This is a genomic window from Limosilactobacillus gorillae (assembly GCF_001293735.1).
GTDB lineage: Bacteria > Bacillota > Bacilli > Lactobacillales > Lactobacillaceae > Limosilactobacillus > Limosilactobacillus gorillae.
Map to the genome: position 1 here is coordinate 18,644 of NZ_BCAH01000016.1, position 21,391 is coordinate 40,034.

Below are 21,391 nucleotides of genomic sequence, written 5' to 3' on the forward strand. Positions count from 1 at the left end.
TTTTAGAACTCATTGTAGATAAACGGAGCTTGCCCGGCCCCGAAGTAGCCGTACATGTAGATCAGTATCATCAAAACAGCAAAATAAAAGAGCGTCCGTAAGCAGAACACCACTGCAGGATGATCCTTAAGCATAGTCAGCGGTAACTCCTTTCAGAATGGTAGTTTTTAGATTAACTAAGGCTTAATTGTACCCCATACTTTGGATAAAAAGTACCTAAATTGTGGTTAAAGTGTAACACCGTTCTAATTTTAGCTTGATAAGTAATGGATGTAAACTGAGACTAACCTACCAGGGCCCCGGGAACTTTGCTATAATGGACAAAACGGTTAAACGAACATATGTTTAGTGTTTAAAGGAGGAGTTAGCGGATGCGGTTTTTACATACGGCCGACTGGCACATGGGCAAAAAACTGAATGGGTTCGCCCTTGATGAGGAGCAACACGACGCTTTTTTACAAATCAATCAATTGGCAAAGGATTATGCGGTCGACGCCATTGTGATTGCCGGCGACCTTTACGATCGCTCGGTGCCCAGCGAAGAGGCGGTTGCGGAGTTAAACAAGGACTTAATTCAGCTCAACTTAAAGGAAGGGCTGCCGATCCTGGCGGTATCCGGTAACCACGATTCAGCGGTCCGCCTGGCCACCGGGGGTGCGTGGTTTAAGGCAACTGATTTTTATATGCACACCACGGTGGCCCAGGGAATCGATGAGCCGGTTGTTTTGGGCGACACGCAGTTCTTCTTGCTCCCCTTCTTTGGTCTCCAGGAGGTTCGCAACTACTTTGAAGACGACACGATCAAGGACTTGCAAGTGGCGATGGAACGGATCGTGGCTAAGATGGAGGAGAACTTTAAGCCGGGCGTCGCCCACGTCCTGGTGGCCCACTTCTTTGCCGCCGGGGCCAGCCACACTGATTCCGAGATCAAGGTCGAAGTGGGGGGCTTAAATGCCGTTCCCACCGGCCTGCTGGCCCCGTTTGATTACGTTGCCTTGGGCCACCTGCACAGTAAAAACGCTTTGCAAGAGGAGCGCGTTAAGTACGCCGGGTCACCGCTTAAGTTCTCGGCCAGCGAGGTTAACATCGAGAAGGGCGTTTGGATTGTCGACACCAACCCCTTCAACCTCCAGTGGGTTCCGTTGGTGCCAAAGCACGATTTGATCAAGCTGACCGGTTCCTTTGACGAGCTGGCCAACGTGGAAACGGCGGCTAATTACGATCCGGGCAATTTTTACGTGGTGGAGCTGACCGACACGGTCCCCATTCCGGATTTGATGAACCGGCTACGCAGCTACTACCCTAAGGTTATCAGTTTAACCCGGCAGCGCCCCGACGTTAGTGCTGAGCCAATGGGGGTTAGCAGCCAGGCAATTGAAAATAAGAGTCCCCTGGAGCTGCTGGGTGATTTTTACGCGTCGGCCACGGGGGGACAGAAACTCAGTGACGACCAGCTTCAGTGGGCCAAAACCACCCTGCAAAAGGCGCGGGCAAAGGAGGAAGAATAATGAAGCCACTCAAGTTAGAAATGCACTACTTTGGGCCCTACGAAAACACGACCGTCGACTTCACCAAGTTTGACGATGCGCCGCTTTATCTGATTGCCGGCAACACCGGGAGCGGGAAGACAACCATTTTCGACGCCATGTGTGTGGCTCTTTACGGCAATTCATCGAGCGACCGCCGCTCAGCGGAGATGTTCCGCTCCGACTTTGCCACTTCCGAGCAGACCACCGAGGTGACCTTCTGGTTTGAACACGAAGGGGTTGTCTACCGGCTCTACCGCCGCCCAAGGCAAATCCTGAAAAAGGCCCGGGGGAAGGGGACGACCGAGGCCAAGCACCAGGCGTCGCTGATCTACCCGGTGGGGGCTGCTAAGCCCCACGAGCTGACCAAGCTCAAAGATGTGGAAGATTTTATTGGTAATCTCCTGGGTGTGAGCGTCGACCAGTTCCGCCAGCTGATCATCCTGCCCCAGGGCGAGGTCCAAAAGTTCTTGATGGCCCCCTCTAGGGACAAGGAAACGATCATGACAACCCTCTTTCAGACCCAGCTGTACACCGATTGGGTGGGAGAGTTAGATAACCTGGTCCGCCAGAAAAAGGAGCAGACACAGGACACCTCCAGCCGGCTTAAGGCCCTGCTGGGACAGGTGGAAGGCGTCAGCGATCAGCTTGAGGTTGACCAGTGGCTGGTAGCCGTGGCGGACCTTTTAAAGACCAAGCAGGCGGGGCGCCAGACGGTTAACCAGAAACTGGGCCAGGCCCAGGAAAAGGCTGCAAAACTCCAGCAGCGCCGCCAGGATGAAGAGGAGCTCTCCCGGAACCACGATGCGTTGGTTTCTTGTGAAACACAGCAAAAACAGCTGGATGAAGAGGGCCCCGCAATTGAACGGTTAGCGGCCGAAAACGAAGAGACGACCTGGGCCCAAAGCCACCAGACCAGCTACCACGAGTGGCAGCGGGAAACTGCTGAGCTAACTGACCTTAATGAGCAAGCGGAGCAGTGCCAAAAAGACCGGGCCAGCGCCCAGGCGAAGGTGGCCCAACTGGAGGCGGAGGCCACTGAGCTGGCTAAAGCGGTGCCGGCAATCCAGGAGCGCCAGCGCCAGTTAGCCAACCTCAAGGACCGGCGGCCGCTTTTTGAGCGGGTCACCCAGTTGGAAGGCCAGCTGGCCACGGGGCGCCAAGAGCTCGAAGAAAAAACCGCGGACCTGGCCAATCAGACCCAGGCCCTGGCAAAATTGCGGGCGGAAAAGGAGCGGCTTAAAAAGGCTGACCAGGGCGCCCTAGACCTGGCCCAAGAGGAGGTGGCCGTAGCCACCAGGACCCAGCAACTGGCCCAGTGGCAAAAGAAACGGGCTGACCTAGTGCACCAAGCGGCCGAATTAACCAACCAGGCCGGCCGCCTGCAAGACTTAACGGCCAAAATTAAGGACGCCGAACAAACGGTGGCGGCCAGGACGGCTGAGCTCAAGGAAAAGAAGAAGTCCCGCCTGGCGGCCATGATCACCGCCCTGGCCAACGAACTGGCGGAAGGGGAGCCATGCCCGGTTTGCGGGAGTACGACGCACCCGCACGTAGCGGCGATAACCGATGCTAGCGGTGAAGTGACAGAAGAGGAGCTGGATGCCGCCCAGGACGCCGTCACAGCGGCCGAAGCAGACCGAGCCAAGCTGATCAGTCAAGAAGATAGCCTGTCAGAACAGGTACAAAAGGGGCGTCACGAGTTTACCGCCCAGCTGGCCGAATTGAGCCGGGGCGTGGGCCTGTCAGCCGCGGACTTAACCCAGCTGGCCGAGGCGATTGATCAGGAAGAAGAGACGCTAGCGGCCCGGCAAAACAAGCTTGAGCAGGCCCGTCTGGCGGCCGACCGTCGCCAAGCCCAGCTGGCCGACCTGGAGGAGCGTGAGCAGACCGACCAGGTCATACTAAGCAAACTGCAACAAGCGAAGGCCGCCCTCGAGCTGGCGGTGAGCCAAAGCGAAACTGAGCTAACGAGCAAGCGGGAGCAGCTGCCTGCCGACTTGCCAGACCTAGACAGTGCCAAGCGCCGGATCAATCAGGAACAGGCGGCCGTGGACGACTTCTTGAAGCGCCAGGAAGCGAGCCAAGGCAAACTCAGCCAAGCGCGGACCCGGCTGACCGAGCTAACGACCACGCTGACTCAGCTGACCGCCAACAAGCAAGCGACGGCGACCACGATTGCCCGGCTAAAGGGCGAACTCGATGCGGTCCTGGCGGAAAGGCAGGCGTCGTGGGAGCTCTTTGAAGTCGCTTTAAAGCGGGTCCCGGACCTGGCCCGCCGCCAGCAAACGGTTAACGAGCACCGCCAACAGGTGCAGAGTCTGGCCGACCAGCACGAACGGCTGATCAAGCAAATTGCCGACCGGCCGGTGCCAGACCTAACCCAGACTAAGACCGAGCTCCAGGAGGCCCAGCAGCAGGTGAGTGAATTGCAGCGGACGTTAGGTGAACAAGACAGCGCCCTTAAGCAGATCAAAAATACCCGCCAGCGGGTGGTGGACATCGACCAAAAGCAGGGGGAGGTTCAGCGCCAGCTGCGCGAGCTGACCAGCCTGTGCGACCTGCTCAAGGGGAAGGGTGAAAACCACATGGGCCTGCAACGCTACGTCCAGCGCCATTACTTCACCGAGGTGTTGCAGGTGGGTAACCAGTGGCTGGCAAAACTGACTAACCACCGCTACCGGATGATTCTAGATCAGAAGGACAACTTCGGTAGGAGCCAGAGTCACAACGGGCTGGAAATCTACGTGGAAGATGATTACGCCGGCAAGGCCCGGATGGTGCAGACCCTGTCGGGGGGCGAAAGCTTCATGACCGCCCTGGCCCTGGCGCTGGCCCTAGGGGAAGTCGTTCAGCGTCACCATGGGGGCGTCAAAATTGAGGCCCTCTTCGTCGATGAAGGCTTCGGCTCCCTGGACCAGGAGGCCCTGGGGGATGCCCTGGCCGCCCTGCAGGGGTTGGAGGGGAACCGGATGATTGGGATCATCAGCCACGTGACCGAGCTGGAGGAGCAGATCCCCGATCAGCTGCAGGTGATCGCAGAGAATGGGCGGAGCCGGGTCAGCTATCAGCTGGAACAGGACCAATTTCCCGGGAAATAGTTGCCAAGGACGGTTGCCTATATTAAAATGGCCTTAATTTCAAAACACGGGGTGCTTTAAGTAGGAACCAAGAGAACTGGCGGGTGGTGCAAGCCAGCTTCCGAAACTCCGGCACCATCAATGTGGGCGGGTAATGCCGCACGGTCCGGTGGCCGTTATCCACCAAAGAGCGTGCTGTTTTCAGCAAACTTGGGTGGTACCGCGGAACAAGAGCCATTTCGTCCCAAATAATTGGAACGAGTGGCTCTTTTTGTATTCTCAAAGGGGGAACGATAATGTTAGATATCAAGAAAATTCGCCAGGAACCAGATTGGTTTAAGGAAAAGCTAGCCACCCGGGGCGTGGCCGCCGAGGCAATCGACGAAGTGCTGCAACTGGATGCCAAGCGCCGGGAACTTCTGCAGCAAACCGAAGCCTTAAAGGCCAAGCGTAACGAAGCTTCCAAGAAGATTGGGGAAGCCAAGCGGGCCAAGCAACCGGCAGACGAAGCCATCGCCGCCATGCGCCAGGTCGGTGAAGACATCAAGGCCTTAGACCTTCAGGTGGAAGCAAACGATAAGGAACTCTTTGACAAGCTAGCCCACCTGCCTAACATTCCGCACGAGGGCGTGCCAGTAAGCTTAACCGAAGACGGCGCCAAGGAATTGCGTACGGTCGGCCAGGCCCGGCAGTTTGACTTCGAACCAAAGCACCACTGGGAAATCGGAGAAAACCTTGGGATTCTGGACTTTGAACGGGCCGGCAAGGTTTCCGGTTCCCGCTTTGTTTACTACGTTGGCCTAGGGGCCCAGCTGGAACGGGCCCTGTACAACTTCATGCTTGATGAACATATGAAGGAGGGCTACACCGAAGTCTTGCCACCATACATTGTTAATGCCCACTCCATGTACGGGACCGGTCAATTCCCGAAGTTCAAGGAGGACGTTTACCAGGTTAACGGCGAAGACATGACCCTGATTCCGACTGCCGAAGTACCGCTGACCAACTACTTTGCTGGCGAAGTGATTCCGGAAGAAAAGCTGCCGGTTTACGTAACGGCCCTGTCGCCAAGCTTCCGTTCCGAAGCCGGCTCTGCGGGGCGCGACACCCGGGGGCTGATCCGGATGCACCAGTTCAACAAGGTTGAAATGGTTAAGTACACCAAGCAAGACCAGTCGTGGGACGAACTTGAAAAGATGACGGCGAACGCCGAAAACATCTTGCAAAAGCTGGGGCTCCCTTACCATGTCATCACGCTGACGACGTCTGACATGAGCTTTACTGCTTCGGAAACCCACGATTTGGAACTATGGATGCCGGCCCAGAATAAGTATCGGGAAGTTTCCTCTTGCTCCAACTGCCTGGACTTCCAAGCACGCCGCTTGCACATGCAATACCGGGATGAAAACGGCAAGCTCCAATACGTACACACCCTGAACGGATCCGGCCTGGCCGTTGGGCGAACGCTGGCAGCCATCTTGGAAAACTACCAAAACGAAGACGGCTCCGTGACGATTCCAGAAGTCTTGGTTCCGTACTTCCACGGCATTACCAAGATTACCAAGGAAAACGCCGTTCCGTTCAACAATAAGTAAGGCTAAGCAGCCCTTATTGTAGGACCATTAAAAAGGGGGAGCGTGACAGAAATCCGTGATTTCATTGACACACTCCCCCGTTAGGTCCGAAAGTAATTTTAATTAATTTACATTTTTTACTTGCCTTTTGGACGAATAGTTGATAAGATCATATTCGTCCTTAAATGACCCGTTGGTCAAGTGGTTAAGACACCACCCTTTCACGGTGGTATCATGGGTTCGAATCCCGTACGGGTCATTCTTAAAGCCATTCGCTTCGTGCGAGTGGCTTTTTTCGTAGTCAACCAACCACGGGTTCCGGGTTCGAAAGCCCTAAAAACCCGTGGTTGGTTGACAAATCAAAAAATTCCAGTGCTCGGTTTGTGAACACTGGAATGCTTAATCTATTTCCTGGGAAATTAATTATTTGAAGTAGTTCAGCCCCATGGCGTCCTTAACCTCATCTAGGGTCTTGGCGGCCACCTGGTTGGCCCGGTCGCTGCCGGCCTTTAACATATCCATGACGGCGGGCAGGTCAGTTGCGAATTCGGCGCGCCGTTGCCGGATCGGGGCCAGTTCGGCGTTTAAGACCTCCATCAGGTAGCGCTTGATCTTGACGTCCCCCAGGCCCCCATGACGGTACTGCTCCTTTAGCTCTTGGACCTTGGCTACGTCCTTGTCGAAGATGTCGAGGTAGGTAAAGACAACGTTGCCTTCGACTTGGCCTGGGTCCTCAACGTGAATGTGGTTCGGGTCAGTGTACATTGACATGACCTTCTTCTTTAAGGTGTCTTCGTCATCGGATAGGTAGATGGCGTTGCCCAGGGATTTGCTCATCTTAGCGTTACCGTCTAAACCAGGGATCCGTCCCTGGCCCTTTGGCGGGAAGACGCCTTCTGGTTCCACCAGAACGTCACCGTAGATGGAATTGAAGGTCCGGACGATTTCGCGGGCCTGTTCCAGCATTGGTTCCTGATCATCACCAACCGGCACCAGGTCGGCCTTAAAGGCGGTGATGTCGGCGGTCTGGCTGACCGGGTAGGTGAAGAAGCCGGCCGGAATCGAACGGTTGAAATTCTTTTGCTGGATTTCGGCCTTCACGGTTGGGTTGCGTTCCAGGCGGGAAACGGTCACTAAGTTAAGGTAGTAGAGGTTGAGTTCGGCCAAAGCCGGGATCTGGGATTGAACAAAGAGGGTTGACTTAGCGGGATCCAGTCCCACGGCCAGGTAGTCAAGGGCCACTTCAGTCAGGGAGCGGCGAATCTTCTCGGGGTCGCGGGCGTTATCGGTCAAGGCCTGCTGGTCGGCGATCATGATGAAGGGATTAAACTCGCCGCTTTCCTGCATCTTAACACGTTCGCGCAGTGAGCCGACGTAGTGCCCGATGTGCAGCTTACCGGTTGGGCGGTCACCGGTTAAAACAACTTTTTTACTCATAATGGACATCCTTTCCGTGGCGGCGCCAACAAAAAAACGTCCTACCCCCAAGAGGGATAGGACGAATGACCGCGGTGCCACCTATCTTACGGGAATTTCCCGTCACTTACTGGTGTATCAAATTGTGACCGCGGCTCCAATTCGAAGGGGCGCCGGCTGTTTCACCAAATTCAGCCGTCTCTGTTATGGCTCCTTCTACTATTTTCCCGGTCTGATTACTGACTATTGTAAGCCCTGCTTAAGTTCTTGAAAAGACCTAGGCGCGAACTTTTGCCAGGGTGTAGTTCTTCTTACCGCGCCGGACAACCACGTACTTGCCGTCAAACTTGGCGGTTGGGTCGAGGGTGGCCTCAATGTCAGTTACCTTTTCGCCATTAACCCGAATGGCGCCGTTCTTGACGTCTTCACGGGCCTGACGCTTGGAAGGCTCGATCTTGGTTGCGACCAGCCAATCAACCAGGTTAGCCGGTTCGGCGCTGACTTCCACGCTCGGAGTGCCGGCAAAGGCTTGTTCGACTTCGGCCGTCGTCAGGTCCTGGATGTTGCCGGAGAAGAGGATGGCCGAGATCTTCTCGGCTTGGTCCGTGGCATCCTGGCCGTGGACAAAGGTGGTAACCTCCTGGGCTAAGCGGCGTTGGGCTTCGCGCTTCCATGGTTCGGTGCGAACCTTTTCTTCCAGTGCGGCGATTTCTTCTTGGGACAGGAAGGTGAAGTACTTGAGGTACTTAACAACGTCCCGGTCATCCTGGTTGAACCAGAATTGGTAGAATTCGTACGGGGAGGTCTTTTTCGGGTCGAGCCAAACGGCCCCCCCGGCGGTCTTACCGAACTTGGTTCCGTCGGCCTTGAGCATCAACGGAATTGTCAGCCCGAAGACCTTGGTGTCACTGCCTTCAACCTTGTGGATCAGGTCAATCCCCGACGTGATGTTCCCCCACTGGTCGGAGCCCCCAATTTGAAGTTGGACGTCGTTGTGGCGGTAGAGGTGCAAGAAGTCGATCGCTTGCAGGATTTGGTAGGTGAACTCGGTGAAGGAGATCCCGGCGTCGAGGCGGGAGGCAACCACTTCCTTATTCAGCATCGTGTTCAAGTTGAACAGCTTCCCGTAGTCGCGCAAGAAGTCAATCATGGTGAACTTGGACAGCCAGTCGTAGTTGTTAACGATGGTGAAGTTTTCGGTCCCGAACAGGCGGATCATCTGCTGGGTCAGCGACTGAACGTTTTGTTGCAGCCGGGTCATCGTTTGCAGGTCACGTTCCGTCTTGCGGCCGGAGGGATCACCAATCGCCCCGGTTCCTTCTCCGATCAGAATCACCGGCTTGTGGCCGGCCAACTGGAACCGCTTGAGCATCATGAAGGGAATCAGGTGCCCAATGTGAAGGCTGTCGCCAGACGGGTCGGTCCCGCAGTATAAGGCGATTTTCTTTTCTTCGGTCAGTTTCCGCAGGCCTTCTTCGTCAGTGGCCTGGTTCAGGGCCCCGCGCCACTTGAGTTCGTCAATAATGTTCATAAAGATCCTCCATATAACGGTGTTTCCGCTTTAAATGAATAAAAAAGGACCGCCCCCATGCTCTTGCACAGGGACGGCCAAGCCGTGGTACCACCCATTTTTATACGCTCACAGCGTACCTCATTTAACGCGGATTTAGATTAAAAGAAGATGGGAGCGTAATTCGAAAGTCGCCCGTGCGCTAATTTCCAGCCACCATTAGCTCTCTTGACCAGTGGGACGGTTTCTACTGGATTCCCATCACAATGTAACTATTTGGAATTTACCACGGGAACTAACCCCTGTCAACAGAATTCAGACTTAACAAAATTAAGTTAATAGTGCTAATTGACTTAATATTTACTCTAAGAAAATGATTACAACTTTTTAATCAACGTTTTTGGAGAGCTTTCCTTTTCCTTAAGGATTCTAATATGATAGAGTGGAACTAGTAACTTAAAAAATAACGTAAGGGAGTGGTAAGGATGAAGCATTGGCTTAAGCGAGGACTCACTAGTCTCGCCGTTGTAGCCGGAGTTGTACTCGGAGTGATGGTGATCGGCAGTGAATCTGCTCATGCCGAAAAAACTTATACGATCGGAACGGTCGACACCTTCGAACCCTTCGAAATTCAAGATAAAAACGGGACCTACAATGGGAAAAACCCGGGAATTGAAATTGAAATGCTGCGGGAAATCGCTAAGCACGAGGGTTTTAAATATAACCTGAAGATCATGTCCTTCAACGCCACTTTGACCGCGCTGGAAGCCGGCCAAATTGACGCGAACATGGGGGGGATGTCAGTCACCGACGAACGGAAGGCGAAGATTGACTTCACCAAGTCTTACTACACGGACGGGGTTGTAATGGCCGTACCGGAAAAAAGTAAGATCACCAAGCTGAGTCAGTTAAAGGGCAAGACCGTTGATGTTAAGTCCGGGACCGCCAGCGCCATTTACGCCAACTCCGTCAAGAAAAAGTACGGCTTTAAGGTTAAGTACTTCAACACCTCGAACACGATGTGGAACGACGTGATGAATGGTAACGCCGCTGCAACCTTCGATGATGGCCCGGTTCTTCAATACGGGATCCGTAACGGGATCAAGCTTAAGATCGTGACGAAGGAAATTAACTCCACGCCGGTGGCCATGGGGATTAAGAAGGGTCAAAACCAAGAACTGCTTAACAAGCTGAACGACGGGATCACCTGGCTCAAGGAAACTGGCCGGATGCAAAAAATCATCGACAAGTACACCAAGGGTGATGCCGCTAAGTCCCAAACCGAGACCGACCGTAGTATTTGGGGCCTGATTAAGTCCAACCGGGACGCCCTTTTAAGCGGGTTAGGTGAAACCTTGCTCCTGACGGTTGTCGGGGCCGCCTTAGCCCTGCTCTTTGGGGTAATCCTCGGGGTAATGGGGATTTCCAACGGGAAGATCCTATCGTCAATTTCCTCCGTCATCATCTACATTTTCCGGGGGATGCCAATGATCGTCTTGGCCTTCTTCATCTACATCGGGATGCCGTCCGTTATCGGCCACAAGATTCCGCTCTTTACCGCGGGGATCTTAACCCTGATGCTTGACGAAGGGGCCTACGTCGGGGCAACCGTTAAGGGTGGTTTCCAGGCCGTTGACCGTGGTCAGTGGGAAGCTGCTCGATCGCTGGGGCTGCCGTACTACCGGGCCTTAGTGAAGGTTATTATGCCGCAGGGGATCAAGATTATGGTGCCATCTTTGGTTAACCAGTTAATCATCACCTTAAAGGACACGTCAATTCTGTCTGCCATTGGGGTCATGGAACTTACCCAAACCGGGACGGTTATCATTGCTCGTAACATGGAAGGGTTCAAGATGTGGTTAATCATCGGGGGGATCTACATTATCATCATCACCCTGTTGACTTGGCTCTCGAACTACGTACAAAGAAAGATGGCTTAAATTATGGATAAGAAATACAAAGTTCAAGTAACGGACCTCCATAAGAGCTATGGCAATAACGAGGTCTTAAAGGGCATTAGCCTCAACGTGTTACCAAATGAAGTGGTCTGCATGATCGGGCCGTCCGGATCGGGGAAGAGTACCTTCTTGCGGTGTCTAAACCGGCTAGAAGAACCGGATTCCGGCAGTGTCTACGTTGATGGTTATGACATTGCAGACAAGCGGACGAATATCGACTTGGTGCGTCAAAACATCGGGATGGTGTTCCAACACTTTAACCTTTTCCCGAACATGACCGTAAAGCAAAACATCACGCTGGCCCCAATTCAGCTCAAGAAGATGACCAAGGAAGAGGCTGATGAAGCAGCCCTCAAGTACTTGGAAATGGTGGGCTTGAAGGACAAGGCTGATGTTAACCCAACCACTTTATCGGGGGGACAAAAACAGCGGGTGGCCATCGCCCGGGCGCTGGCCATGAACCCAGATGTGATGCTGTTTGACGAACCAACCAGTGCCCTGGACCCGGAAATGGTCGGGGACGTGCTGGAGGTTATGCAGGACTTGGCCAAGCAGGGAATGACGATGATCGTTGTAACCCACGAAATGGGCTTTGCCAAGCAAGTTGCCGACCGGGTTATTTTCTTCCACGACGGCGTGATTCGCGAACAGGGGACGCCGGAAGAGATCTTTGATCACCCGCAGCACCCGGACACCAAGAGCTTCTTGGATAAGGTCTTAAACGCTTAATCGAAAGGTGTCCCCCTTGGGGGCGCTTTTTTTGAGTAAGTAGTTGACATTACCGCAGGTTCTATTATAATAAAAATTAGATTACAATTAGAGGTTAGCAAAGAGAGCCGGAGCATAGCTGAAAGCCCGGTCAAACCGAATGGCACGTACGCGTACAAAAAGGGTGGTTCCTTTATTGACCGAGAGGTAGACGATGAGTCTATGAAGATGGGTGGAACCGCGTGTGATGACGTCCCTGGTGTTAATACCAGGGGCGTCTTTTTTTATCACTTGGTTCTCCTCAAATCACACGTAGGAGGAAGATAAATGGATAAGCAAACTGAACCAAAGCTATCACGCTCGCTAAAGAGCCGGCACATCACGATGATTGCTATCGGGGGAGCGATTGGGACCGGGTTATTCCTCGGTTCCGGGAGCGCCATTCGGGCCGCGGGGCCGGCGATCATCCTGACCTACCTAATCGTGGGGATCTTTTGTTTCTTCATGATGCGGGCTTTAGGGGAGCTGTTGTTGGCTGACCCCACCAAGCACTCCTTTATCGATTCGGTCAAGGAGTACCTTGGCGACCGGATGGAATTCATCGCCGGCTGGGCGTACTGGTCCTGTTGGCTGTCGCTTGCGATGGCCGATTTAACGGCGACGGGGATTTACCTCAAATACTGGTTCCCCAACCTCCCGCAGTGGGTAGGCCCGCTGGTAATCGTGGTCTTACTGATGCTGGTTAACATGGTGAACGTCGGGCTGTTCGGGGAACTGGAGAGCTGGTTCTCCACAATCAAGGTCGTGGCCATTGTGGCCCTGATCGTCGTGGGGCTTGCCATGGTTATTTTCCACACCAAGACGCAGACGGGCTACGCCTCCTTTGCCAACCTGGTCAACCACGGCGGGCTATTTCCAACCGGAGCTTACGGATTCTTGATGTCCTTTCAAATGGTTGTCTTTGCCTTTGTGGGGATTGAAATGGTGGGGCTGACCGCCGGGGAGACCCGCGATCCCAACACTGATATCCCAAAGGCCATTAACACCTTACCGGTCCGGATCGGGCTCTTTTACATCGGGTCGATGATCGCCATCATGGCCGTTTACCCCTGGAACCGGATCACCACGACTTCCAGCCCCTTCGTTCAGGTCTTTACCGGGATTGGGGTGACGTCGGCGGCCGCAATCTTAAACTTCGTGGTCCTGACGGCCGCCATGTCGGCAACCAACTCGGCCATCTTTTCGACTAGCCGTTCCCTATACGCTTTGGCAACCGGGGGGAACGCCCCGAAGCGTTTTGCTGCCCTCTCCAATAAGGCGGTGCCGAACAAGGCCCTGACCTTCTCGTCCCTGATCCTGTTTGTGGTCGTGGTTTTGAACTACATCATGCCGGCGGGGATCTTTAACATCATCTCCGGGGTCTCGACGATTAACTTCGTCTTTGTCTGGCTGATTATCTTATGGTGCCACATTGCCTACCGTAAGCAGCACCCGGCCGGGATCGCCGGCTTTTCGATGCCGGGCTACCCGCTCACTAGCTGGGTGACGATCATCTTCTTCATCTTCGTCTTAATCATCCTCTTCATCGTACCGGAGACGCGGGTTTCGCTGATTATCTCCATGGTCTTTTTTGCCTGCTTATTCATCGGCTACCACTTTTTAACCGCTGATAAGGCGGGGACCGAAAAAAATAAGTAACGTCTTGAATTTAGAAAGCGATTTCATTATAATAAGAGTGTGGAAGGATTCAAACACCGTTGCTGATTAGTAATCGAGAAGAAATACTCGTCGATGTTTGTTATCAACAATTCGTAATTCAATATTCACCCCACATCACATCAACCCATTAAATTCCTTAAAGACTAGTTGTCGGTTTAGCAATGGCACTTTGCCATCTCCTTGGTACATGAAAGTAATTCGTCAGGTAAACGGTAAATAGAAATTAGCTTAACTGTCCAACTGCAACGGCAGAAAGTCTTTCCATTCGACTAGCCACCTCACCCCGGTGGCTAGTTTTTTTTATGAAAAAATTGGCACCCCGTTCCGCCGGGAAAGGGAAGCCGAATAATGCCGTAAATCGGTCGGTGAAACGATTACCTTAGTAAAACGATTAATTTAGTGAAAACGGGTACACAAAAAGAAAGGCCTTTCAAACAAAGCCTACTAACTCGCGAAAAGTTAGCGCAATTGGATGGGAGCTAAAAAATAGTTTGTGAAAATTTGAGACCGGTTCCAAGGGCCGAAATCTTAATGTAAAACGGTGTACTGACGAACGATCGCGAAAACGCTACCAATTTTTCACAAAGATTACCAGCTAGCCGGCTTTACTTTTTCTTAATCAATGTTATTCTTGCAATATAAAGTTCGTCCCCCCGCTAGTTAACGCTAGTGGAGGGGCGTTTGTTGCAATTATTCATTTATTGAAGAAAGGTGTATTTCAATGTATCTTGCGATCAATATTCTTGGATTGATTGTCTTCTTGGCAATCGGATTTCTTTTCTCCAAGAACAAGAAGGCCATTAACTGGAAAGCCATTGCCATCATGGTGGTCCTTAACTTATTACTAGCCTGGTTCCTGACTGGTTCTGCCGCTGGGCGGGCCGGGGTTAAGGCTGCCGCCGACGGTTTCACTTGGATTGTTGATGTTTCGGCCAAGGGGACGGTCTTTGCATTAGGTGACTGGTACAACGTCAAGAACTTAAACTTCATTTGTTCTTCCCTGATGCCAATCCTGATGATCGTTCCAATGTTTGACATTTTGACTTACATTGGCTTCTTACCATGGGTCATCAAGTGGATCGGACGTGGGCTGTCCTTCATCACTGGGCAACCGAAGTTTGAATCCTTCTTCGCGGTTGAAATGATGTTCTTAGGGAACACCGAAGTGCTGGCCATTTCCGGGCTGCAATTGCGCAAGATAACTCGTGAACGGAACCTGACGATCGCCATGATGTCCATGTCTTGTATCACGGCCTCCATCCTGGGTTCTTACATTCAAATGATGCCGGGTCAATACATTCTGACCGCGGTGCCGATTAACATTATCAACGCCCTTATCGCTACCTCTTTGATGAACCCCGTAACCGTGCCAGAAGAAGAAGACACGATTGAAACGGTTAACCAAAATGGTAGGGCGCGTGAACCATTCTTCTCCTTCTTAGGGGACTCAATCTTAGGTGCCGGCCGGCTGATCTTGATCATCATCGCCAACGTTGTGGCCTTCGTTGCCTTGGCTGCTTTGATCGACAAGATTTTAGGCCTCTTCTGGAAGCCGCTCTCCCTGGAATCCATCCTCGGGGTCATCATGTTCCCGTTCTCATGGTTGCTGGGACTACCGGTGCACCAAGCCTGGATGCTTTCCCAAGACATGGGGATGAAGCTGGTTACTAACGAATTCGTTGTTATGGGTAACGTTACCGGCCAAATTGCCCACTACCCAGAACACTTGAAGGCGGTCTTGACGACCTTTGTTACTTCCTTTGCCAACTTCGGAACGCTTGGGATGATCATCGGTTGTTTCAAGGGCCTGGTTGGTAAGGAAGATAACGACTACATCGCCAACAACATTGGCTACCTGTTGTTATCCGGGATCTTAGTTTCCCTTCTTTCCGCCGCCTTTGTCGGTATCTTCGTTTGGTAAAAATTGAGGGGTGTGACGATGAAATCACGGATTTCTGTCACACTCCTTTTTTCGCCGGTAGGATAAAGCGCCTACTTAATTACAATTAACTGGAGGTAGAGATTATGACGATGAAGATTATTATGGACACTGACCCGGGGATTGATGACGCAGCTGCCTTGACGATGGCGATTAACGACCCGCAACTGGACCTTAAGTTGATCACCACGGTGGCCGGTAACGTTACCGTTGACAAGACAACTGCCAACGCCTTGAAGATTGTCCACTTCTTTGGCCAAAACGACCGGATCCCAGTTGCGGCTGGGGCAGCAGCACCGCTAGTCAAGCCGTTTGAAGACGCCGCCCGCATTCACGGTGAATCTGGGATGCCGGGTTACGACTTTGGCGACGACTACGGTCAGCCAGCTGCTAAAACAGCGGTGGAAGCTTTGCGTGACGCCATTATGGCCGAAGACGAGGTAACCTTGGTTCCGACTGGGTCCTACACCAACATTGCCTTGCTCTTCACCCAATACCCCGAAGTGAAGTCCCACATCAAACAAATCGTGGCCATGGGGGGCTCGGTTTCCGGCGGGAACATGACCTCCGCTGCCGAATTCAACGTCTTCACCGATCCTGATGCCGCTAAGATCATGTACAACGCCGGGGTTCCGATCGTAATGGTCGGCCTAGACGTGACCTTAAAGGCCCTCTTGACGCCAGCCAGCCAAGAGAAGCTCTTGGAAATGGGCGAAGCCGGTAAGATGCTTCACGACCTAGTGACTCATTACAACGACGGGGATAATGAAGATGGTCACCCAATGCACGACGTTAACACCATCTTCTACCTCCTCCACCCCGAGGCCTTCACCACTAAGGAAATGTGGATCGACGTGGTTACCGCTGGCCCGGCCATTGGGGCCACGGTCGGTGACGTCCGGGGGGCTTACCACGATGGCAAGGCTAACGCTAAGGTCTGCGTTGACATTGATGCCGAAGCCTTTAACAAGTGGTTCTTGGAAGAAGTTGCCAAGATCAACTAAACCAATCTCCTTACAGAGCGGGGCGGTGACAATTTTGTCACGGCTCCGCTTTTTTATGGTGTGATATTTCCCGGGAAATCACCCCGCTTTGGGGCGGGGAATGCTTGAAAGCACGGGGTTATTAGGGTAAAGTGGTAGTAACGTGGAACAAGATGTTCCACGGAAAGGAAATTAACTATGAACCCAGAAGAATTTCGTCAAGCCTTACTTGACCACGGCATTGCGCTGACCACAACCCAAATGGAGCAGTTTGCGCGTTACTATCAGCTGCTGGTTCAAACTAACGAACACTTAAACCTAACGGCGATTACAGCCGTTGATGAAGTCTACTTGAAACACTTTTACGATTCACTGACCGGGGCGCTGGCGTTCCCGCAGCTGCAAAGCCAAGCCTTACACCTGTGCGATATTGGCGCCGGGGCCGGCTTCCCGTCGCTGCCGCTGAAGATCGCCTTTCCCCAATTGGAGGTTACGATCGTTGATTCCTTAAATAAGCGGATCAACTTCTTAAGGGACCTTTGCGACGAGCTCGGCCTAACCGGCGTTCACCTGGTCCACGACCGGGCCGAAACCTTTGCGGCCAAGAAGAGCGCCTACCGGGAACAGTTTGACTTGGTAACCGCCCGGGCGGTGGCCCGCCTGGTGGTGCTTAGCGAGCTGTGCCTGCCGGCGGCCAAGGTCGGTGGTCACTTCTTAGCTTATAAGGCCAGCGCCGTTAATGAGGAGCTGAAGCTTGCCCAGGGCGCCATTCAAAAGCTGGGGGGCCAGGTGGCCGGCGTCACCAACCTTACCCTGCCCACCAAGCCGGAGGCAGAGGAACGCAACCTGGTGGTGATCGATAAGGTCCAAAAGAGCCCGACCAAGTACCCCCGGCGCCCGGGCGTGCCTGCCAAAAAGCCACTGATTAACGTCTAACGATTGAGGAGTAAAGAAATGGCATTTTCACTGTTTAACATTGGGAAGAGCAAGGAGCCGGTTAAAAACCAGGTCGTTGAAGTGCCCCTGGCTCAGATTGTCCCGAACCGTTACCAACCCCGCCAGGTCTTTGACCAGACGGCAATCCAGGAATTAGCCCAAACGATTGATGAACACGGGCTCTTGCAGCCGATCATCCTGCGTGAATACGAGGACGGCAAGTACGAAATCATTGCCGGTGAACGACGCTTTCGGGCGATGAGCCTCTTGAAATGGGAGAAGGCCCCGGCGATTGTCGAAAAGATGAGCGACCAGGAGACCGCCTCCTTGGCCCTGATCGAAAACCTGCAGCGCTCGCAATTGAGCCCGGTTGAAGAGGCCCAGGCCTACCAAAAACTGATGGAATTAAATAAGCTCACCCAATCGGCCCTTGCCAAGGGGATGGGGAAGAGCCAGTCCTTTGTCGCCAACAAGCTGCGGCTGCTCCAGCTGATCACGCCGGTGCAAAACGCGATCATGGATCACAAGATCTCCGAGCGTCACGGCCGGGCAATGCTGGGCCTGACCGAGGACCAGCAGCGTGAGACCCTGATGAAGGTCGTTAACAACGACTGGACGGTTCGCCAGACCGAAGATGAGGTTGCCCGCCTCCAGGGGAAGCCGGTGCCAAGCAAGGTAGAAGCTCAAAAGCAGCGCGAACTCTTTGGCTTGGATGAAGAACTGACGGTTAAAAAAGACAGCGCCCCGACGAAAAAGGGGAAGAAGGCAACGAAGAAGGTTGCCAGCCGCGTTAAGGTTTCCGACCCGCGGATTGCCGTTAACACGATTAAGAAATCGCTCAAGCTGGTTAACGACAACGGCTTTAAGACCAAGGTCAAAGAAACGCCGACTGACAACGGGGTGGAGCTGACCATCACGATTGTCGCCCCGGCGGACTAGGCGGAGCGATCCAATGAGCGATGCAAAACAACTAACCGCGCCACGCGGCCCGGGTGAGGCGGTTACGGAACTGCCCGTCGAAGCCATTCGGCCTAACCCCTACCAGCCCCGCCGGACCTTTGATCAGGCGAGTTTAGCGGATTTGGCCCGGTCAATTGAGGCCGCGGGGGTCTTTCAGCCTATTATCGTTCGCCAGCCGGATCCAAACCTGAACCGCTACGAGCTGATTGCCGGCGAGCGGCGCCTGCGAGCCAGCAAGCTGGCCCAGAAGAAGACGATTCCGGCAATTATCCGGGTGATTGACGACCGGGCGATGATGGAAGTGGCGGTCTTAGAAAACCTCCAGCGAGAGGACCTGAGCCCATTGGAGGAGGCCCAGGCCTACCAGACCCTGATTGAACGCCTCAGCCTCACCCAGGCCCAAGTGGCCGCCAGGCTGGGAAAGAGCCGGCCCTACATCGCGAATTACCTGCGCTTGCTGGGGCTGCCCGTCCCGGTCAAGGAAATGCTAGCGGCCGGGGAGCTATCGATGGGCCAGGCGCGCACCCTCTTGGGGGTCAAGGACGAGCGTCAGTTGATCAAGCTGGCCAAGCAAGCCAGCCAGGAGGGCCTGACCGTTCGCCAGCTGGAAGAAATTGTGACCGGGATCCAAAGAACGGCGAAGAAGCGGCCGGTGCAGACAAGCACCAACCCCTATTTGCGTGAGGCTCAAAATCAGCTGGCCGAGAAGTTCGGTACCAAGGTTTCCCTTCAGGCCAAGCGCCGGGGGGGTAAGATCGTGATTCCGTACGGCTCCAACCAGGATTTGAATCGGATCTTGGAGTTGTTAGGGGTGCACTTTGATTAGGGGGAATTGAATATGGAAGAGTACGATTTAAACGACATCGTCATGATGAAGAAGCCCCACCCGTGCGGGGTGAACCGGTGGCAAATCATTCGGGTCGGCGCCGACATCAAAATCGAATGCACCGGCTGTGGCCACATCGTCATGATGAGCCGCTACGATTTTAACAAGCGGATGAAAAAGGTCTTGGAAAAGGCCCAAAAAGAAGAGAATTAAAGGAGTTTAAGCTATGTCATTAACTGCAGGGATCGTGGGGTTGCCTAACGTTGGGAAGTCAACCCTCTTTAACGCTATCACCAAAGCGGGGGCCGAAATGGCGAACTACCCGTTTGCAACGATTGACCCCAACGTGGGGATGGTTGAAGTGCCGGACAGCCGGCTGGACCGGATTGACGAACTGATTCCGGCCAAGAAGATCGTGCCGACCACCTTTGAATTCACTGATATCGCGGGGATCGTTAAGGGGGCTTCCAAGGGGGAAGGTCTGGGAAACAAGTTCCTGGAAAACATTCGCCAAACCGACGCCATTGTTCACGTGGTCCGCGCCTTTGATGACGATGACATCACCCACGTGACCGGGAAGGTGGACCCCCTCGACGACATCGACACGATCAACCTGGAATTAATCATGGCCGACCTTGATTCCGTTAACAACCGCCTGGCCAAGGTTCAACGGGCTGCCAAGGGGCGTGATAAGGACGCCCTAGCTGAACTGGCCGTCTTGGAAAAGCTTAAGCCGGTCCTCGAAGCCGGCAAGCCGGCCCGTTCGGTGGACTTCAGCGCCGATGAAATGCCGATTGTGAAGGGGCTCTTCCTATTAACCACCAAGCCAGTCCTTTACGTGGCCAACGTTGCCGAAGATGACATGGCTAACCCGGACAACGCCAAGTACATGGCCGCGATCAAGGAACACGTTGCCGGTGACGGTGAGGTAATTGGGATCGCCGCGGCCGCCGAGGAACAAATTGCCGAAATGGATGAAGAGGAAAAGGCCGACTTCTTGGAAATGGAAGGGGTCGAGGAACCGGGCTTAAACCGCCTGATCCGGGCCGCTTACAAGCTCTTAGGGCTGGAAACCTTCTTCACCGCCGGGGGCAAGGAAACGCGCGCCTGGACCTTCCGTAAGGGAACTAAGGCTCCGCAGGCGGCCGGCATCATCCACTCCGACTTTGAACGGGGCTTTATCCGGGCCGAAGTGATGTCGTTTAGCGATCTGGACCAGTACGGAAGCCACGCGGCCGTCAAGGAAGCCGGCAAGTTACGCCTCGAAGGTAAGGATTACGTGATGCAAGACGGCGACATCGTTGAATTCCGTTTCAACGTTTAGTCAGGAATAAGAATCGATTGAGAGGATACCACCGTGAGTGAACAGGAACAACGAAACGCGGCCGCTGGACAACGCCAGCGCCAACACCTTAAAGAGGATCGTCAAAAGGCCGGGATGATGTTTGAAAACGCCGGCCTGACCCGTAAAAATGAAGACTTCATGTACCAACTCAACAAGCAGCTGGACGCCCAGGGGGCCTCGGCTGATGCCAAGCCGGCCCTGTTGGAACAGACCATGACGGCCTTAAAGGAAGGCCAAAAGAAGGGCCAAACCGCTAAGGCGCTGTTTGGAACGCCGACGAAGCATGCCGACGAGCTGCTCCACCCCAAGAAGCCGGTTGCTGAACAGCAAAGGTCCTCAACGATTCTGATGTCCGTTGACAACGGCTTGATGTTCTTCGCCATCTTTACCTTCATGTTCGGGCTGATGGGGCTGATGCAGCCGTCTTCCTTACGCCTGGCCCAAAACGGGAGCGCCGGGATCGTAGCGATTCTCCTGGTAGCCATCGCCGGTGGGGCGGCCTTTGGGTACGTCAACAAGGTTCTGTTACCAACGGTGGATGAAAACGGCAAGGAACACCGGCACCCGCTTTGGGTGCGGATTGCCTTGGTCATCGGGGCCCTCGTGGCCTGGATTCTGGTCTACATGCTGGTTGCCTTCCTGCCGAACGCCATTAACCCGGTCTTAAACGCCTGGGCTTACCTGGTGCTGGGGGTCGTGGCCTTCTTCTTAGACCTCTACTTCCGCCAGCGCTACCACATTACCGGGGGCTTCTTTGGCACTTCGGCGAACCGGCGGCGCCGTTAATTAAATCGTTTAAATTAAAGAGGGGTTGTGGATTTTTACCGCGGCCCTTTTTTAAATCCGAACAATTATCTAACTCCCTAGTTCATCGGTTCTAAATTCCGGCCAAAAAGATGAAAATTAGGTTA

Annotated in this window: 17 protein-coding genes and 1 tRNA gene; 15 read left to right on the forward strand and 3 right to left on the reverse strand. The window is 53.7% G+C overall.

Translation table 11 applies throughout. The annotated features are described in order from the left end of the window. Positions 1-2: 2 nt before the first annotated feature. The gene (locus tag AOQ57_RS02815; protein WP_093625016.1) at positions 3-134 is read right to left on the reverse strand and encodes a teichoic acid D-Ala incorporation-associated protein DltX; all 132 of its coding nucleotides are present in this window, start codon (positions 132-134) and stop codon (positions 3-5) included. 237 nt (positions 135-371) lie between these two features. Here AOQ57_RS02815 and AOQ57_RS02820 point away from each other — a divergent pair, with 237 nt between their 5' ends. From AOQ57_RS02820 to AOQ57_RS02835, 4 genes are all read left to right on the forward strand, one after another. Beyond that, entirely contained in the window at positions 372-1,508 is a 1,137-nt protein-coding gene (locus tag AOQ57_RS02820; protein WP_093625018.1) for an exonuclease SbcCD subunit D, read from the forward strand. Further along, positions 1,508-4,627, forward strand: a complete 3,120-nt coding sequence (locus AOQ57_RS02825; RefSeq protein WP_093625020.1) for an AAA family ATPase — start codon at positions 1,508-1,510, stop codon at positions 4,625-4,627. The genes AOQ57_RS02820 and AOQ57_RS02825 overlap by 1 nt, the downstream gene beginning before the upstream one ends. A 275-nt stretch (positions 4,628-4,902) precedes the next feature. Then, the gene (gene serS / locus AOQ57_RS02830) at positions 4,903-6,201 is read left to right on the forward strand and encodes a serine--tRNA ligase (protein ID WP_093625022.1); all 1,299 of its coding nucleotides are present in this window, start codon (positions 4,903-4,905) and stop codon (positions 6,199-6,201) included. A 166-nt stretch (positions 6,202-6,367) separates the two neighbouring features. Next, positions 6,368-6,439, forward strand: a tRNA-Glu gene (locus AOQ57_RS02835). 164 nt (positions 6,440-6,603) lie between these two features. Here AOQ57_RS02835 and trpS read toward each other — a convergent pair. Both trpS and tyrS read right to left on the reverse strand, forming a co-directional pair. After that, on the reverse strand, positions 6,604-7,617 hold the full coding sequence (gene trpS / locus AOQ57_RS02840; RefSeq protein ID WP_093625024.1) for a tryptophan--tRNA ligase: 1,014 nt from the start codon (positions 7,615-7,617) through the stop codon (positions 6,604-6,606). Positions 7,618-7,873: 256 nt separating this feature from the next. Then, on the reverse strand, positions 7,874-9,127 hold the full coding sequence (gene tyrS / locus AOQ57_RS02845; RefSeq protein ID WP_093625026.1) for a tyrosine--tRNA ligase: 1,254 nt from the start codon (positions 9,125-9,127) through the stop codon (positions 7,874-7,876). 464 nt (positions 9,128-9,591) lie between these two features. Here tyrS and AOQ57_RS02850 point away from each other — a divergent pair, with 464 nt between their 5' ends. The 11 genes from AOQ57_RS02850 (at position 9,592) to AOQ57_RS02900 (ending at position 21,266) form a co-directional block, all read left to right on the forward strand. Beyond that, positions 9,592-11,046, forward strand: coding sequence for an ABC transporter substrate-binding protein/permease (locus tag AOQ57_RS02850; protein ID WP_093625028.1), 1,455 nt, complete (start codon positions 9,592-9,594; stop codon positions 11,044-11,046). A 3-nt stretch (positions 11,047-11,049) separates the two neighbouring features. Beyond that, a complete protein-coding gene (locus AOQ57_RS02855; RefSeq protein ID WP_093625030.1) occupies positions 11,050-11,793 on the forward strand; it encodes an amino acid ABC transporter ATP-binding protein in 744 nt (247 codons plus the stop codon). Between the two features lie 306 nt (positions 11,794-12,099). Beyond that, entirely contained in the window at positions 12,100-13,470 is a 1,371-nt protein-coding gene (locus tag AOQ57_RS02860) for an amino acid permease (RefSeq protein ID WP_093625032.1), read from the forward strand. A gap of 742 nt (positions 13,471-14,212) precedes the next feature. Next, positions 14,213-15,412 carry a NupC/NupG family nucleoside CNT transporter gene (locus tag AOQ57_RS02865; RefSeq protein WP_093625034.1) on the forward strand — a complete coding sequence of 400 codons (1,200 nt, stop codon included), beginning with the start codon at positions 14,213-14,215 and terminating at the stop codon, positions 15,410-15,412. A gap of 104 nt (positions 15,413-15,516) precedes the next feature. Continuing rightward, positions 15,517-16,434: a ribonucleoside hydrolase RihC gene (rihC, locus tag AOQ57_RS02870; RefSeq protein ID WP_093625036.1), complete on the forward strand. Its 918-nt coding sequence runs from the start codon at positions 15,517-15,519 to the stop codon at positions 16,432-16,434. 177 nt (positions 16,435-16,611) lie between these two features. Then, positions 16,612-17,349, forward strand: coding sequence for a 16S rRNA (guanine(527)-N(7))-methyltransferase RsmG (gene rsmG, locus AOQ57_RS02875; protein ID WP_093625038.1), 738 nt, complete (start codon positions 16,612-16,614; stop codon positions 17,347-17,349). 18 nt (positions 17,350-17,367) lie between these two features. Further along, positions 17,368-18,288 carry a nucleoid occlusion protein gene (locus tag AOQ57_RS02880; RefSeq protein ID WP_093625039.1) on the forward strand — a complete coding sequence of 307 codons (921 nt, stop codon included), beginning with the start codon at positions 17,368-17,370 and terminating at the stop codon, positions 18,286-18,288. A 13-nt stretch (positions 18,289-18,301) separates the two neighbouring features. Further along, entirely contained in the window at positions 18,302-19,135 is an 834-nt protein-coding gene (locus AOQ57_RS02885; protein WP_093625041.1) for a ParB/RepB/Spo0J family partition protein, read from the forward strand. A 12-nt stretch (positions 19,136-19,147) separates the two neighbouring features. After that, positions 19,148-19,348 carry a DUF951 domain-containing protein gene (locus tag AOQ57_RS02890; protein WP_093625043.1) on the forward strand — a complete coding sequence of 67 codons (201 nt, stop codon included), beginning with the start codon at positions 19,148-19,150 and terminating at the stop codon, positions 19,346-19,348. 13 nt (positions 19,349-19,361) lie between these two features. Beyond that, positions 19,362-20,459 (forward strand): redox-regulated ATPase YchF, encoded by a 1,098-nt coding sequence (gene ychF, locus AOQ57_RS02895; RefSeq protein ID WP_093625045.1) that lies wholly within the window; start codon positions 19,362-19,364, stop codon positions 20,457-20,459. Between the two features lie 33 nt (positions 20,460-20,492). Then, positions 20,493-21,266 (forward strand): DUF1129 domain-containing protein, encoded by a 774-nt coding sequence (locus AOQ57_RS02900; protein WP_093625047.1) that lies wholly within the window; start codon positions 20,493-20,495, stop codon positions 21,264-21,266. The last annotated feature ends 125 nt before the right edge of the window (positions 21,267-21,391 follow it).

Excerpts from the sequence above, each read along its gene's own strand:
- AOQ57_RS02815 (WP_093625016.1), bottom strand. The coding sequence starts at position 134 with ATGCTTAAGGATCATCCTGCAGTGGTGTTCTGCTTACGGACGCTCTTT.
- AOQ57_RS02820 (WP_093625018.1), top strand. The coding sequence starts at position 372 with ATGCGGTTTTTACATACGGCCGACTGGCACATGGGCAAAAAACTGAAT.
- AOQ57_RS02825 (WP_093625020.1), top strand. The coding sequence starts at position 1,508 with ATGAAGCCACTCAAGTTAGAAATGCACTACTTTGGGCCCTACGAAAAC.
- serS (WP_093625022.1), top strand. The coding sequence starts at position 4,903 with ATGTTAGATATCAAGAAAATTCGCCAGGAACCAGATTGGTTTAAGGAA.
- trpS (WP_093625024.1), bottom strand. The coding sequence starts at position 7,617 with ATGAGTAAAAAAGTTGTTTTAACCGGTGACCGCCCAACCGGTAAGCTG.
- tyrS (WP_093625026.1), bottom strand. The coding sequence starts at position 9,127 with ATGAACATTATTGACGAACTCAAGTGGCGCGGGGCCCTGAACCAGGCC.
- AOQ57_RS02850 (WP_093625028.1), top strand. The coding sequence starts at position 9,592 with ATGAAGCATTGGCTTAAGCGAGGACTCACTAGTCTCGCCGTTGTAGCC.
- AOQ57_RS02855 (WP_093625030.1), top strand. The coding sequence starts at position 11,050 with ATGGATAAGAAATACAAAGTTCAAGTAACGGACCTCCATAAGAGCTAT.
- AOQ57_RS02860 (WP_093625032.1), top strand. The coding sequence starts at position 12,100 with ATGGATAAGCAAACTGAACCAAAGCTATCACGCTCGCTAAAGAGCCGG.
- AOQ57_RS02865 (WP_093625034.1), top strand. The coding sequence starts at position 14,213 with ATGTATCTTGCGATCAATATTCTTGGATTGATTGTCTTCTTGGCAATC.
- rihC (WP_093625036.1), top strand. The coding sequence starts at position 15,517 with ATGACGATGAAGATTATTATGGACACTGACCCGGGGATTGATGACGCA.
- rsmG (WP_093625038.1), top strand. The coding sequence starts at position 16,612 with ATGAACCCAGAAGAATTTCGTCAAGCCTTACTTGACCACGGCATTGCG.
- AOQ57_RS02880 (WP_093625039.1), top strand. The coding sequence starts at position 17,368 with ATGGCATTTTCACTGTTTAACATTGGGAAGAGCAAGGAGCCGGTTAAA.
- AOQ57_RS02885 (WP_093625041.1), top strand. The coding sequence starts at position 18,302 with ATGAGCGATGCAAAACAACTAACCGCGCCACGCGGCCCGGGTGAGGCG.
- AOQ57_RS02890 (WP_093625043.1), top strand. The coding sequence starts at position 19,148 with ATGGAAGAGTACGATTTAAACGACATCGTCATGATGAAGAAGCCCCAC.
- ychF (WP_093625045.1), top strand. The coding sequence starts at position 19,362 with ATGTCATTAACTGCAGGGATCGTGGGGTTGCCTAACGTTGGGAAGTCA.